The 14,970-nt window shown below is 39.0% G+C and carries 13 protein-coding genes; 6 read left to right on the top strand and 7 right to left on the bottom strand.

All coding sequences use genetic code 11. The features are described 5' to 3' along the window. Positions 1-9: 9 nt before the first annotated feature. The 6 genes from BUC10_RS09400 to BUC10_RS09425 all read right to left on the bottom strand — a co-directional run bounded on the left by BUC10_RS09400 (position 10) and on the right by BUC10_RS09425 (position 7,465). Positions 10-738: a VTC domain-containing protein gene (locus tag BUC10_RS09400; protein WP_165614879.1), complete on the bottom strand. Its 729-nt coding sequence runs from the start codon at positions 736-738 to the stop codon at positions 10-12. Further along, a complete protein-coding gene (locus BUC10_RS09405) occupies positions 719-3,742 on the bottom strand; it encodes a hypothetical protein (protein WP_073178717.1) in 3,024 nt (1,007 codons plus the stop codon). The genes BUC10_RS09400 and BUC10_RS09405 overlap by 20 nt, the downstream gene beginning before the upstream one ends. 26 nt (positions 3,743-3,768) lie before the next feature. Further along, entirely contained in the window at positions 3,769-4,446 is a 678-nt protein-coding gene (locus BUC10_RS09410; RefSeq protein ID WP_073178719.1) for a DUF4956 domain-containing protein, read from the bottom strand. A gap of 194 nt (positions 4,447-4,640) precedes the next feature. Then, positions 4,641-5,348 carry an FkbM family methyltransferase gene (locus BUC10_RS09415; protein ID WP_073178722.1) on the bottom strand — a complete coding sequence of 236 codons (708 nt, stop codon included), beginning with the start codon at positions 5,346-5,348 and terminating at the stop codon, positions 4,641-4,643. 90 nt (positions 5,349-5,438) lie between these two features. Continuing rightward, positions 5,439-6,545, bottom strand: coding sequence for a DUF1972 domain-containing protein (locus BUC10_RS09420; RefSeq protein ID WP_073178724.1), 1,107 nt, complete (start codon positions 6,543-6,545; stop codon positions 5,439-5,441). After that, entirely contained in the window at positions 6,545-7,465 is a 921-nt protein-coding gene (locus tag BUC10_RS09425) for an SDR family oxidoreductase (protein ID WP_073178726.1), read from the bottom strand. The genes BUC10_RS09420 and BUC10_RS09425 overlap by 1 nt, the downstream gene beginning before the upstream one ends. 47 nt (positions 7,466-7,512) lie before the next feature. Here BUC10_RS09425 and BUC10_RS09430 point away from each other — a divergent pair, with 47 nt between their 5' ends. The 5 genes from BUC10_RS09430 to purD are packed head-to-tail and all read left to right on the top strand — an operon-like array spanning position 7,513 to position 13,711. Then, on the top strand, positions 7,513-8,706 hold the full coding sequence (locus tag BUC10_RS09430) for an O-antigen ligase family protein (protein ID WP_073178729.1): 1,194 nt from the start codon (positions 7,513-7,515) through the stop codon (positions 8,704-8,706). Between the two features lie 47 nt (positions 8,707-8,753). Then, positions 8,754-10,103 carry an undecaprenyl-phosphate glucose phosphotransferase gene (locus tag BUC10_RS09435; RefSeq protein ID WP_073178731.1) on the top strand — a complete coding sequence of 450 codons (1,350 nt, stop codon included), beginning with the start codon at positions 8,754-8,756 and terminating at the stop codon, positions 10,101-10,103. Between the two features lie 14 nt (positions 10,104-10,117). Continuing rightward, positions 10,118-11,431, top strand: coding sequence for a UDP-glucose dehydrogenase family protein (locus tag BUC10_RS09440; RefSeq protein WP_073178733.1), 1,314 nt, complete (start codon positions 10,118-10,120; stop codon positions 11,429-11,431). Further along, the gene (locus BUC10_RS09445; protein WP_073178735.1) at positions 11,428-12,414 is read left to right on the top strand and encodes a UDP-glucuronic acid decarboxylase family protein; all 987 of its coding nucleotides are present in this window, start codon (positions 11,428-11,430) and stop codon (positions 12,412-12,414) included. Before BUC10_RS09440 ends, BUC10_RS09445 begins: the two co-directional genes overlap by 4 nt. 25 nt (positions 12,415-12,439) lie before the next feature. Next, positions 12,440-13,711 carry a phosphoribosylamine--glycine ligase gene (gene purD, locus BUC10_RS09450; protein ID WP_073178737.1) on the top strand — a complete coding sequence of 424 codons (1,272 nt, stop codon included), beginning with the start codon at positions 12,440-12,442 and terminating at the stop codon, positions 13,709-13,711. 38 nt (positions 13,712-13,749) lie between these two features. Here the strand turns inward: purD and BUC10_RS09455 are convergent, their stop codons facing one another. Next, positions 13,750-13,971, bottom strand: a complete 222-nt coding sequence (locus BUC10_RS09455; protein WP_073178739.1) for a DUF6341 family protein — start codon at positions 13,969-13,971, stop codon at positions 13,750-13,752. 40 nt (positions 13,972-14,011) lie between these two features. Here BUC10_RS09455 and BUC10_RS09460 point away from each other — a divergent pair, with 40 nt between their 5' ends. Further along, positions 14,012-14,944 (top strand): hypothetical protein, encoded by a 933-nt coding sequence (locus BUC10_RS09460; protein WP_073178741.1) that lies wholly within the window; start codon positions 14,012-14,014, stop codon positions 14,942-14,944. Positions 14,945-14,970 lie beyond the last annotated feature (26 nt).

Here is a 14,970-nt window from a genome sequence, read left to right on the forward strand (position 1 = left end):
ACTTCTTATTTAGGAATGGATACAATCCATGCCTCTTACATATTTTGAGTTTTTGGAAAGCCGGGCACCAATTTGCTGGCTCAAAATTCTGCTCTCTGCATCATGTTCCCTTCCATATTTAAGTTCTAGAACAATATCATGGATTGATCGATCGGCCACACGGTAATTGCTTTGAAAATGTGGATTAAAAAAAGCCATGTTGAAATCGACGGTAATTCTGAAGTGTTGGCAATGTGATAGAAAGTAGCGCCGTTCGTAGGAATTGTACAGTGCAGGGAATAGACTTTGAAGTCTGGAAATTGGGTAGACATGACCTTTTTCCTTTAGAGCATGAACAATTTTATCAGTTACCGCATCCAAATTCAGATTATTGAGGTCAGCTTTAAAACCATCCATTTTATAGGATATCTTGTCCCCAACCTCTCCATATTTTCTCTTAATCTCCAAAGTTGGCGATTGTATTTCCGAGAACACATCATTATACCAGCGAAGTCGGTATTTTTCCCTTCTCTCATCTCCAGCAACATTCTGTTTATAAAAGGAAAAGTTGTTGTCATCAAAATAGATATTGTTGACAGTCCTTCTAGTATAGATTTCTTCAAAACCAAAACTATTGGTAAAAACAACGTTGCGGATTAAATCCTCTAAACCCAGGTGCTGAAAAATAAACTTTCTTTCAAACCGTAGATTCTTAAATTGGGATTTTTGATTGAAATCCCTATTTACTGCTTTTACCATACTCTTTACCATACATTTGATCTAGCACACTATTTGTAACGGTTTCCACCGGAACGGCATCTACAAGAAGTTCTGAACCGTTTTCAATCAGGTAGTCCAATTGACAATTGATTAATGTCAATCCGGTTACACTTATGTGTCCCGTACCGTACTCCGATTTCTTTTGAAATGAAGATAGTCCAAGCTTGGTGTTCATAATCTTTACAGAGGACAAAGAAATGGAAGATAGATCCTTGCTTACTATTCCAATTTCACCTCCTTCAACATTTATGTTTGAGCCCGTCACCACACTCGATTCACCGGCGCTCAGTGCCTTATCGGATGAGTTTCCAATGTGTATATTGTCTAGTTCAAGGTTGGATCCCGAAACATCTATTCCATCATTTCCGCTATTCAAAAACTGGCAGTTGGTTATACTTCCCACCACGAAATCTCCATCGAACGCATCGGAAAAAGTCTCTTTGAAAAAAGAAGAATCCATAGTGAAGTTGGAGCGAATGATGTTTAATGCATCTTCGCATCTGTTTTTTTCAAAAACCGAATTTGTTATTTCAACAGGAGCTTCATGAAAATTAACTGCCCCAGACAACTCCCATATGGGGGATGTTGGGTTGGACAGGTTGGTGAAGTAGCAATGATTTAAAACAGACTTTTCGCCTGTCCCGGAAACGAATATGCCGGCACCAGAGCTATTGGTTGAAAAAAAACGTATCGGGGATGTTTTGCTGCCTCTGCAGATTATGGGCGAATTGGAAATAAAGGAGGCTCCATTCACCAAATCCAAGGAAAACCCATCTTCAATCGTTACATTATAATTCTTAGGGATAACCAAGGTTTCGGACAAGGTATGCTCACCTCTTTGCAGAACTATTTTCTTTTGATCCTCCATAACCTTTATAAAAGGGAAGTCCCCGCAGTTTCCTACGAAGGAATTTTTATAGTCGACCACGTTTTGGGTAAAAGAACGATCATCCAGTCCAAAAGGGATTATGGCATCCGCTTTAACAAGGGAGGTGCCCAAGAGTTTATGCTTTATTTTTAGTTTTTTGACATCTTTCGGAAACCGAAACCCTCCCTTCTTGTTTTTCTTGGAGACAAAGGCATTTTCAAAAGCATCCTTAAGCGGAAAACTAATTATTCGCTTTTGGTTCGGAGGAATCACCGGATTAGATTGGAAAGGAGCACTTAAACTTCGGCCATTTGAATGGTCAATCCCATAAATTTCTACGGGGAGGTCTGATAAATTTGCAATCGCTACCTGAATTGTTCCGGGCCGATAATCGAGCAAATTGGAAACAATGGTATTGGAGGGATTTATTCTTTTTTTGATGAAGTTACTGTTGTAGTCCAATATAGCTGGGTCTACCATAGTCTTTAGTTCAATGGACAAATCGGCAAACAATCTATTTAGTTCTTCCCCAAAATCCTTTAAAACACCATAAATGAAATCTGGACGGGTGAAAAGTTCCAACTTCTCATTTAGCTTCTGGGTGTATAGGTCATCTCCTTCGGAAAAAGGATAGTCAACAAACTGCCGTATTTTGAACCCAGAATGAGAATCGAAGGCAATAGGTTCCAATTTGTTGGTAATAGGGTTGAAATAGAATTTTAGATTGTGGTCTATTAGCCCATGCTGGCCACCAAATAGATTTGATAATGCAACAAACGTGGTAAGTTTGTCCACATCAAAAACTTCTGTAATCTTCAACTTCTTATGTCTTAGACCTTCCAGCAAATTCTGAGCAGTCCTGAATTGCTTGGATAATTTGGGGTCCGCGAGCACTTTGGTTTCTTCAAAAAGCTTAAGCGGCGCATTTTGTATGGATTGCAGAACCGCGCTTCTTGAATCTTCTTCCAACATCAGGTCGAATTGTTTTTTTCTATCGTCCCATATTTGTGACTCTTCGAAAGATAAAATAATACCTTCCCTTCTTTTGTTGTTTTCCACCAACCTTTTGGTAAAACTCTCCTCAATGGCCATTATTCCAAGGGACTTTGTCTTCGTAGAATCTTTGTCATCTATTTCTAGAAACACGTTAAGGAAATCATAGCGAAGCCCGATAATGTCATTTTGCTTAATTATTTTATGAAAAAGCCATTCCCATTCGTAATTTCTTACTTTAGGATGCTGAATGGAGAATTTGTTCATTCCCATTACGGATTTGTCCTCTTCCAGGATGATTCTGTAAGACCATTTTTTTTCGTCGTTGAGATGGTCGGTCCAGTCACCTTTTAATCGAAGAGCCGCTTTTATACCCTCAGAATTGTTGAAAGCAACGCCAGCTTTTACAAAATCATCATCTTTTTTTACCAAGACCCTGCTCTTTAGGGCTTCATCCCGTCGTTGTTTTATTTTGTCGTAGTTCTTTTGGCTTAATGAGATGGTCAACTTTTCCAGCGAATTCGTAATGTTTATGGGAGTGAGGTTTTTTAATTTCACACCCGAAGCTTCATAAGATCGTCCCTGTCCACCAACATATCTTCCGGTGTTGATGAAATCGATATTGTCCAGAGCCAAAAAATCACCTAGCTCTTCATGTATAAAAACACGCTTGAACATAAAAAACTTATCTCCGTCGATGTTTAACTCAATTGGATTGGGGTCTGAAAAATCCAGATTTACAAAATTGTGCTTTTGTAAGGTTAATAATGTGTTTGGTTCTTTGGGATATACATGTAAAAAAAAACGATCTGTCCGCTCTTTATAGGTAAGACTGTCCTTATAAACATAGTACAGTTTTGGAACACCAAAGCTGGTATTGAAATAGAGGGAGATTATGGAATCAGAATGAACTTTATTGACATCATTCTTGATCATATCATAAATACTGTACTTGCCCACAACTGTTGTGGGCGCCTCTATATCTAACTTTCCCTTGGCATTAGAGTTTTTATTTGGAGCTTCATTTTTCTTTACAATCAGACCAACTAGTAATAATGAAACAAGAACAAGACTTGCAGCAAGAATCCTGTTTCTACTATTTTTTACTTTTTTTATTTGCATGATGCAAGGATTAACGACAAAAAGGGCTAAATCTCATTGCTAAGAAATGTGACCTGGATACCATTATCTATTTTCAGGAGGTCGTCATTAATGATTTTGATATGATTTAACGAAGACACATTTACTAGAAAGTTGAAATCAATTTCATCATCCGAATACTTCACCCTCTTGAGATCAACCTGATTGGAATTGTTGGAAACAATTTCGCTGATTTGTTCTGTAAACTTGGATTTGTCCTCATTGGCGCACCTAAGGTGAATCAATAAGTTTTGGGAGAATGAGCCCTTGAGCTTATCCTTACTTAGTATCATCACAATAATGACCAAAATTGCGAACCCAATTATTGTGGGAAGTAATTGATTGGCCCCCATACCTAGACCAATGGAAATAGCCATAAAAAAATAACCTAATTCCTCGGGCTCTTTTATTGCCGTTCTAAACCGAACAATGGACAGTGCCCCTACAAGTCCTAACGAAAGGGCCAGCGAGGACTTTACGATTGAAATAATTATAAAAGTGGTTAATCCTACCAAAATCAAAACTCTGGATAGTTGGGCCCTATTGGAAATGGACGATCCATATCTCACATAGACTAGTTTTAGGAAAAACAAAAGAATTGCACAAATAACAATATTTAAAACATAAGTTGGAACCGAAAAATTTTCTGTAAAGTTTAGGCTCAATTGGTCAATTATTGTATCCATTACCTTGATTAAAGTTGGCAAAAATTTAAAGCGCGAAGTTAACGCAAAAATAACAATAATATAACCCAAAGCAATTCATTTATGAAGGACCCAACACCGATTTACCCAAACACCTTTAATATTGAAAAAGAGCATTTTCGTCCAATAAAACAAGCATCTCTTTTGGCAAAAACGTAATTAGATAGGTTGGGTTTTTAAATGAGGCCCTTTCGTATGAAGGAAACTTCTTCAAATGAATCGGAAACAGCAAAAATCTCGTACCCCTTCTCGTTTAACCGGCGGACGGAGCTAAGAGATTTTGGAGAAGCGGAATCGAAAAAGCGATCGTGAAATTCTATTAAGAGTTGATCTACTTGGACATCACTTTGGACGAAGGATTCGATTATGTCGTATTCCGAACCTTCAATATCCATTTTTAGCACATCAATTTTGTTGTGGCCCAACATTCGTAAAATGTCATCCAAAGATTTCATGTGAACATCGATACGCTTATTCTCAGACACCCTGACATGTTTTTCCAAACTTCCTGAAACATTATCATCATTTATTGGTAAAAAGAAAGAAGTATCCTCTGTTTTAACACCAATACCAAAATCAAAAAAAGCAAAACGATTGGGTGTTTCTTGGCCTTTTAGCCAATCGATAGATTTAGGTGTTGGGTCAAATCCATAAACTTTGCAGTTAAAATCATTGATTAACGCCTTATCAAAGGAAATATCCTGCCCTATACCAAAGGAATATACCACTGAGCTTTCATTAAGTAAGTCCGGACAGACAAAAAAACCGGCTAAATCCTGGCCATACCAGATATGATTGCAATTGACACTTTTTTTTAAATGGCCCACATTTTGAGTTAACTTGATAACAAGCTTCTTAACTCTTTTTTTAAAGAACTTAAGCATTAATTGAGGTTGAAGTTGAGGTAATATAAATACGAACTATGTAAAAATTCCATTTATTAAAACCTAATGATTTCTGGTATTTTTTTTATTTCACTTAAATAAAGATAAATATTGTTTTGCTATGACCTTCCAATTGTAGTTTTTCAGTACATGTTGAAAGCCTTTTTCCGCCATTTCATCAACAAGATCAGGCTTGTCCACAAAATTTTGCCACTTCTTTGTCAAGTCTTGATAGTCGTTCACAAGAAAAACAGATCCAGAATCCCCTACTGTTGCCAGGTTTTCCTCAATGCCTTGAACCAAAGTACAGACCTTGGCGCCCATTGCGGCCAAAAGGGATGGAGAGGTTCCTTCCAGTTCACTGGCTGACACATATAGAAGGGCATTGGATAAAAGAGCCTCGTATTCATCGCCAAACTTATATCCTAACAGATGGATTTTTGGATGTTCACTATACGTATTAAAAATATGATCCCTGTATTCGTTTCCCACAACATCATCTCCGATTATTACCAAAGGCATGGAGGTATTCAACTGCAAGTAACTCTCTATTAAACGCTGTACTCCCTTTTCCTTAACAAACCTACCAACAAAAATAAAGTAGTTGTTTTTTTTAAGTTGGTGGGCGTCTAAAACGGTGTTGTTATCTGGTGTGTTGTTCGCTATGATTTTAGCCCCATAAGCGATGAGCTCCGTATCTTTTTTGAACCTATTCAGGTAGAAATCCTGAACCACCTTGTTGTCTACAACAATTTTGTCCGCAAATTTAACGGACATATACGCTCCAAGCTTATACATTGATTTGGCTATACGGCCCCATTTCTTCCGCTTCCATTCCAATCCATCGACAGAGATGAAAACTTTTTTGCCCAAAAGTTTTAATAGGGGTATAAAAAGGCCATTTCCACAGTTGTATAAATGAACAATCTTAAAGTCCCTTCGGAAAAAACAAAGATGGATTATTGAAAAAAAGGTGTGTGATAAAGTCTCCAGAGATTTAATAGGGAGTGATGAAAGATAAACCAAAGACACTCCATCTTTGGTATATCTGTCACGTTGCGGGTACAGATGCTTTCGGCAATAAACTAAAACGTCATGTCCATCCTCTACCCAATGTTTTGTGGTGTGATTCGCACAAGTTTCAAAACCACTGTAATTTGCGGGAAGGCCCCTTATACCAAGAACAGCAATTTTCACTAAGCCAAATCTTCAATGAACACTTTGGAATAATCTTCTAAGGCCTCTTGCCAATCCGGCATAACATTAAGACCTCTGGCGTTCAATTTAAGATTTACCAATTTTTCCGAAAAGGGCCTTGGGGCAAAATATTCTGCCTTAAAGTAGTCTGAGTCAACCTTTGTCACTTTCACATCTTTTTCCAATCCTAAGAGGCGTACAAATTCTTTGGCCACATCAAAACGACTACAGTCTCCATTGCAAACCTGGTTATATACACCGTAAAGTCCGGATTGGACCACTTCCAAAATCCCCTTGGCAAAACTTTTGGTATAGGTTGGGGTCCCCAACTTATCGTCAACAACAAAAAGTTCCTTCTGCCCAGACTTTAATTGTTTATAGATTTTATTCACAAACTTTTTGTCCTTGCCAGGTCCACCGCCCATCATCCAACCTGCTCTAAAAACAAAAAACTTACGGACATGATTCTGCGTAAACACTTCGCCATGGTACTTTGCCTTGGCATAAATGCTAAGGGGGTTTACCTCATCAAAGTCATTATAAACATCTTGTTTGCCATCCACAATACCGGCCGTACTTATATAGACCACGGGTACATCCAGCTCATTGGCTATCAATCCAATATTCTCTGGGCCCAAGGCATTATACAACCATGTTTGCTCTTGATTTTTTTCACAGTACTCCAAATCTGTGAGTGCTGCGAGATTAATGATTAGATCTGGAGCGAAGCTTTTAATGTCTTTGCTGATTTCAGAATAATCGCTTACATCCGCATAACTGAGCCATGGAGCAGTCAAATTAATGTCCGTAGCTTTGACCGTACATTTGGTATCTGTAAAAGTTTGGTATACGGATTCTCCAAGCATCCCCCCACATCCGGCAATATATACTTTTGTATTGTCTGTTATTTTGAATGACATGATATTGATAATTTTATGGCGACAAAACTATAACTAAATCTGTACTGATGCCATCTTTGGATAAAAAAACTATTTCAAAAATCAATTTGTACTTGGTTGGGGCTGCCCTCGCATCCGTACTCTTCTCCTACTTTGTGAGCTCTCTTTGTATTATAGCAGCTTTGGTGTTAGCGGTCATTTTTGTGGATAAAAGTAGATTTACGAAAAAACGCCTTGGACTCACCGTTGCCATTGCCTTACCGTTCTTTATTTTTTTGATCTCGGGCCTCTTCTCGGCGTATCAGGAAAATGCTGCTTCCATGATTTCCAAAAGACTGCCCCTGTTATTGGTTCCGTTGATTGTGTTGAACCTCGAAGAGATTAAGAAAAAGGACTTGGTTAATCTATTGATTCTATTTGGGGTCTCGTGCAATCTGGTAGGAGTCATTGGAATATTCAAGGGGGTGGATTTTTTTCTTAGAACCGGACAATTTTTTGGGTCTAACTATGTCTTTTATATTTTCAAGGTGCAGCACGTTTATTTGGCAACCTTTATAGTCTTTGTTCTCATTGGCAGTTTTTTCGTTTTTAAGGGGGCCAGTTTCCGCAAGAAAGGAGTGCTTGTGGTCGTAAATACAATTAACCTATTGGTGTTTCCTTTGCTATCCTCGAAGATATCCCTTATTATATTACTTGTTTTAGGGTTGTTTTATATCAAAGATTTAAGGAAAAGTTTAGGCCGTAATTTTTTCCTGCTGGTTTTGGGGGCCATCGTCCTATCAATAATGGTATTTGCAGGACCTTATGCTGGGAGGATCAACCAATTGATGACTTGGAATGAGCCTAGATTGGATATCTGGCCATGTGCTTGGAAATTAATTAGCTCCAATTCGTTTATTGGTTTTGTTCCTTTGGGCGATTTCCAAGAATCTCTTAATGTCTGCTATTATCAAGGCACAGGCAAATTAGACTTAGAGGGTTTTTCAACACATAATCAATATTTGGAATTTTGGATTGTTTCAGGCTTTTTAGGGATGTTGGCCTATTTGGTTTCCTTGCTATATCTTTTAAAACATGCGTATGCGGAAAACAGATTACTTCTTAGGGCGTTTTTAGCACTTTTTTTTCTGTTTGGGTTAACCGAATGTGTTCTGAGCCGTCAATATGGAATAACATTCTATGCCGTGATGGTTTCTTTTTTGGTTTTTTCAGAAGACCTGGGAGGGAATTTTAGCACTAAAGGACGTACAAAGAAAAATTAGTTTCCACCGATTCACTTACTTATTTTTGCCAACAACTGTTGCCGCAAATGAACCAAAGGAAAAAGGGATATTCGAACACAATAAAGTCTTCATCCTATTTGCTTGATGTTGCCATTATAAATTTGTTGGCCCATTTTTTTCCGTTACTTTTTCAATACCCACTTTTGTTCCATGGATACATTACCATTGTTTGGATAATTATCGCAGTGAAAACCAGATTTTATGTTTTGCATAGGTTTACAAAAGTCACTTACATATTGAAATTGATTTTTCGTCAGTTTATCTTCTTTTTTTTATCGCTGTACGCATTTATCGGGTTTTTTAAACAGCCAAATATCAGCAGGTTCAATTTAGGCTTGTTTTTCCTCTCGGTTTTCGTATTGGTAGTTGTTTTCAAGTTTATCAATTACTCACTTTTGCTCAAATATCGTTCTAAGGCAAAAGGAGAACTAAAATACATTGTTGTAATTGGGCTAAACCAAAAAACACAACAGCTTGTAAAAATGTTCAAGCAGCATGGAGAATATGGGTATCATATAATGCACATTTTCGATACTAAAAGCCCAAATTTTGGTCTGCAGCAGGTCTTTGATTACGTCGAGGATAAACAGGTAGATGAAATTTTCAGCTCCATCAGAGAACTGGATAACAAAGAAATATCCAAAATGGCTAGTTATGCAAACTACAACATGATTAAGCTAAAATTCATCCCTGACAATAAAGATATTTTTACCAAGGACCTAAAATTGGATTATTATGAGTATCTGCCTATTCTATCGCTAACCGAGATTCCATTGGAGGATTCGTTCAATAGATTTGGCAAAAGATGTTTTGATATTATTTTCTCACTTCTTGTTTCGATATTCCTTCTATCCTGGCTTCTCCCAATAATTGGGATCTTAATAAAGATAGACTCTAAAGGGCCAATTTATTTTAGACAGAACAGGCCAGGTTTCAATGAAAAGGGGTTTGGATGCTACAAATTCCGCACCATGAAGGTTAACAATACCACAGAAAAGTCTGCAACTAGAAACGACCCAAGGGTGACAAGACTTGGTGCATTCTTAAGAAGAACAAGCATAGATGAACTCCCACAGTTTGTAAACGTACTTTTTGGACAAATGTCCGTTGTTGGACCCAGACCTCACTTGTGGAGACAAAATGAGGAGTACAACTCCACGGTTCAAAAATATATGTTGAGACATTACGTAAAGCCGGGAATTACTGGTTTGGCCCAGGCTAAGGGTTATCGAGGAGAAATTGAGACGGATGAGGACATTATCAATAGGACTCGCTATGATTTCTTCTATATCGAAAATTGGTCAATGCTGTTGGATTTGAAAATAATTGTACAGACCGTGTTAAATGTCCTAAGAGGAGAGGAAAAAGCATATTGATTAAAATAAATTAAATGAAAGTAGCTGTTATAGGAACTGGATATGTAGGCTTGGTAACGGGGACCTGTTTGGCCGAAACGGGCAATGAAGTAGTCTGTGTAGATATTGATGAGCAAAAGGTGGAAAGCATGAAAAATGGTATGGTGCCAATTTACGAACCACATTTGGATGTGCTCTTTCATCGCAACATAAAAGCTGGTAGACTCACATTTACCACTTCGTTGGAAGATGGACTGGAACATGGTGAAATCGTTTTTTTAGCCCTCCCAACACCTGAGGGCGAAGATGGATCGGCCGATTTAAAGTATGTTTTGGGAGTGGCCGATGAAATAGGAAGATTGTTGAGAGATTACAAAGTAATTGTAGATAAGAGTACTGTGCCAGTAGGAACAGCAGAAAAAGTAAGAAACGTTATCTCAGAGAATACCAACGTGGAATTTGATGTGGTCTCCAATCCGGAGTTTCTCAGAGAGGGCTTTGCAGTTGATGACTTTTTAAAGCCAGAGCGAATTGTTGTGGGCTCCACCTCGGAACGTGCCATAAAACTCATGAAAAAGCTATATAGACCATACGTCCGCTCTGGGAATCCTATTTTGATTATGGACGAAAAATCGGCAGAGCTGACCAAGTATGCGGCCAACTCCTTCCTGGCGACTAAGATAACCTTTATGAATGAAATTGCTAATTTCTGCGAAAGGGTTGGCGCTGATGTCGACATGGTCAGAAGAGGCATGGGCACTGATTCTAGAATAGGCAAGCGTTTTCTTTTCCCCGGAATCGGTTATGGAGGCTCCTGCTTCCCTAAGGATGTAAAGGCATTGCACAAATCGGGTGGGGAATCAAACTATGATTTTGCAATTTTGGAAGCAGTGATTAAAGTAAATCAATCACAGAAAACAATTCTGTTACCTAAAATGAAGAACCACTTCAATGGAAGATTGAAAGGAAAAAAAATTGCCGTGTGGGGATTGGCCTTTAAACCGGAAACAGACGACATACGGGAAGCCCCCGCATTGTATATGATTGAGGAATTGTTGGATGAAGGAGCTATTGTTCAGGCATATGATCCCGAGGCAATGGATAATGTCCAAAAAGTTTTTGGAGATAGAATTTATTTTGGCAAAAGTATGTATGAGGCGGCTGAAGATGCCGACGCTCTGCTTATTTGCACAGAGTGGAGCATTTTCAGAACCCCTGACTTTACCAAACTTGAAGGAAAGCTTAAGGGTCCAATTATTTTTGATGGCCGTAATTTATATGATACCGAGGATTTGCAAAACCTTGGGTTCACCTATTATTCAATTGGTAGAAAAGATATCGTTTCATGAAAAGAATACTAATCACAGGAGCAGCTGGCTTCCTTGGATCACATCTTTGTGACCGCTTTATTGCAGAAGGTCACCATGTTATTGGGATGGACAATTTGATTACGGGGGACCTCAAAAATCTGGAACATCTAATGCAATTGGAACGGTTTGATTTCTATCATCATGATGTCACCAAATTTGTGCACGTTCCTGGAAAGTTGGATTATATTCTTCATTTTGCCTCCCCTGCAAGCCCTATCGATTATCTAAAAATCCCTATACAGACACTTAAAGTAGGAGCGTTGGGCACCCATAATTTATTGGGTCTGGCAAAGGAGAAAAACGCTCGATTTATGATTGCCTCCACCTCTGAGATTTATGGAGACCCTTTGGTTCATCCCCAAACAGAAGAATATTATGGCAATGTAAATACGATTGGACCCAGGGGTGTTTATGACGAGGCTAAGCGTTTTCAAGAGTCCATTACCATGGCTTATCACAGGTTCCATGGGCTGGACACAAGAATTGTACGGATTTTTAATACCTACGGACCAAGAATGAGACTGAATGATGGACGGGTCATCCCGGCATTTATGGGACAAGCTTTGAGGGGAGAAGATCTTACTGTTTTTGGCGACGGTTCCCAAACGCGTTCCTTCTGTTATGTGGATGACGAAATAGAAGGAATTTATCGTTTGCTGATGAGTGACTATACGCTTCCCATGAATATTGGTAATCCCAACGAGATAACCATTAAGGATTTTGCAGAAGAAATCGTCAAACTTACAGGAACGGATCAGAAAATCATATACAAACCTTTGCCCAAAGATGATCCTTTGCAAAGGCAACCAGATATTACTAAAGCTAAAGAAATACTAGGGTGGGAACCCAAGGTAGGCAGGGAAGAGGGGATGCGAAAAACCTTTGAATACTTCAAGACCCTATCAAAGCACGAGTTGCAAAAAACAGAGCATAGGGATTTTAGCGATAGAAACAAAAAGTAGTTCTATTTTTGCCAAAATTTAACCCATGAATATTCTAGTCCTTGGTTCTGGAGGTCGTGAGCATGCCATTGCACATAAGATTTCCCAAAGTTCAAAAATCAACAAGCTTATCGTAGCACCTGGTAATGCCGGAACCATGGAAATAGCCACCAATGTTGAGGTGGCCGTCAACGATTTTGAGGGCATAAAGGAGCTTACACTTTCCGAAAAGATCGATCTCGTGGTGGTTGGACCAGAAGACCCCTTGGTCAATGGAATCCATGATTTTTTCTTGAACGATTCCGAACTTAAATCCATAGCGGTAATAGGACCCCAAAAAGCTGCAGCCGCTCTTGAGGGTAGTAAGGAGTTTGCCAAGGAGTTTATGATGCGCCATAATATTCCAACAGCTGCCTATGAAAGTTTTACGGCTGATACGCTGGAGAGCGGTTTTAAATTCTTGGAAACCCTAAATCCGCCCTATGTGCTTAAAGCGGACGGTTTGGCTGCCGGAAAGGGAGTGTTGATTCTTCAAGATCTGGAAGAGGCGAAAAAAGAACTCAAGTCCATGCTGGTGGATTCCAAGTTTGGCTCGGCTAGTACAACCGTGGTCATAGAGGAATTCCTAGATGGAATAGAATTGAGCTGTTTTGTGCTCACAGATGGCTCCAACTACAAGATTCTTCCAACAGCAAAAGACTACAAACGTATTGGCGAAGGCGATACCGGGCTGAATACGGGCGGAATGGGGGCAATATCTCCAGTTCCTTTTGCAGAGAGGGACTTCTTGGACAAGATAGAGCGACAGATTGTAAAACCTACGGTGGAAGGGCTTAAAAAGGACCAACTGCCTTATGTCGGCTTTGTCTTCATTGGTCTGATTAAAGTAGGTGATCAACCCAAGGTCATTGAGTATAATGTCCGTATGGGCGATCCAGAAACGGAAGTTGTAATGCCCAGAATTAAGACAGATTTAGTGGATGTGCTGCAGGCTATGGCCAATGGGACACTGGACAATGTTGATTTGGAAATTGATGAACGAACCGCTACCACCGTAATGGCGGTTTCGGGTGGATATCCCGAGGCTTATGAAAAAGGAAAGGAAATCACTGGGATAGAAAAAGTGAAAGGGTCTTTGGTGTTTCACGCCGGCACCAAAAACATAAATGGTAAAGTGGTTACCAACGGGGGAAGGGTCATTGCGATCACCTCTTTTGGTGAAAATTTTAATGAAGCACTTCTTAAGTCCTACCAAAATATGGAACAACTCCATTTTGATGGGATATATTATCGTAAGGATTTAGGGTTTGACCTGTAATCAAACCGTATCAAAAAGAAATCAAATAGGGAATTGGCTTATAGATAGGAGTGTGAAGAAATGCTCTTATCCTCCTCACCATTGTCGTTGAAAATCTTAAGCTCTTTCATCCAGTATACCATGGCGACAAAACCAATAATGGCGAAAACCCAGTTGACCAAATTGGAGGACCACCAGTTTTCCATAAAACGAAAGACATCGTAAGGCGCAAAAAGGTAGTTTACAAATAAGTCCTCAATACCGTAAAAAAACTTGCTCATGTTGGTTATATTTACTCTGCAAAAGTAGTAAAACCCAAAGATGATTTCAAGCTTTTTTGGCAAAACAAAGCCTATAAATTACATCGTTCTTTCGGTATTCCTCTTTCTCTTTTATGGATTGTTTTTAATGCTAAACTATAATCTGGAGCCAGATTATGTTTCTTTTCCATTGGAAATCTTGGTTTTAGCCGTATTCTCGTTGACTCTTTTTTTGATCAACCAAATTGTAAAGACGGAAAAAGTTACTGAGTTTAGCTCCTATGCCATGCTCTTTTTTGTACTGCTCTTGCTTGCATTTTCGAAAACCTTGGCAGATAAAAATGCCATATTTACCAATCTTTTTTTGTTGTTGGCGCTCTGGCGCTTGCTTGCCATTAGGTCCATTAAAAATGTAAAGCACAAAATTTTTGATGCCTCTTTTTTAATTTGTATAGCTAGCCTATTCTACGATTGGGCATTGCTATTTCTAATTTTGGTGTTCCTTGTGATCAATGTTTACGATGGTAAAACGGTCAAGAACTGGATGGTGCCCCCGGTAGCCATTCTAGCTGTTTTTGTCCTGACCTTCACTTGCACGAAACTTTTGGGTGCGCTGGATTTTTTTCAAAGCCACTACCGGTTCCAATTTGGGTTTTTGACAGATGGGTTCTTTTCAGAAAAAAGCACAACAAAATTGATTGTTTATAGCCTGTTGGTTGGCTTACTGGCCTCGCTTGTTTTTCTAAAAGTGCGAAAAAAGGGAGGGGGAAAGCTATTGGTGCTTCGCATTGTATTCTTGGCTTTCGTCTTGGGAGTTGTGCTTAGTTTTCTTAAATCTGCTGACTCTGGTCCAACATTGATAACCATGTTCCCTGCCGCTGTATTTTTCACCAATTTTCTGGAAGGCATAAAGAAAGAACGCCTAAAAGAAATCACAATCGGACTGTGTATAGCAATTCCTGTTTTGCTTTTTGTGTTGGAGCTAAATCTATAAGTGATAAAGCAATATCTTTGCGGTAA

It is taken from the genome of Flagellimonas flava (genome assembly GCF_900129665.1).
In the GTDB taxonomy this organism is placed as follows: Bacteria; Bacteroidota; Bacteroidia; order Flavobacteriales; family Flavobacteriaceae; genus Flagellimonas; species Flagellimonas flava.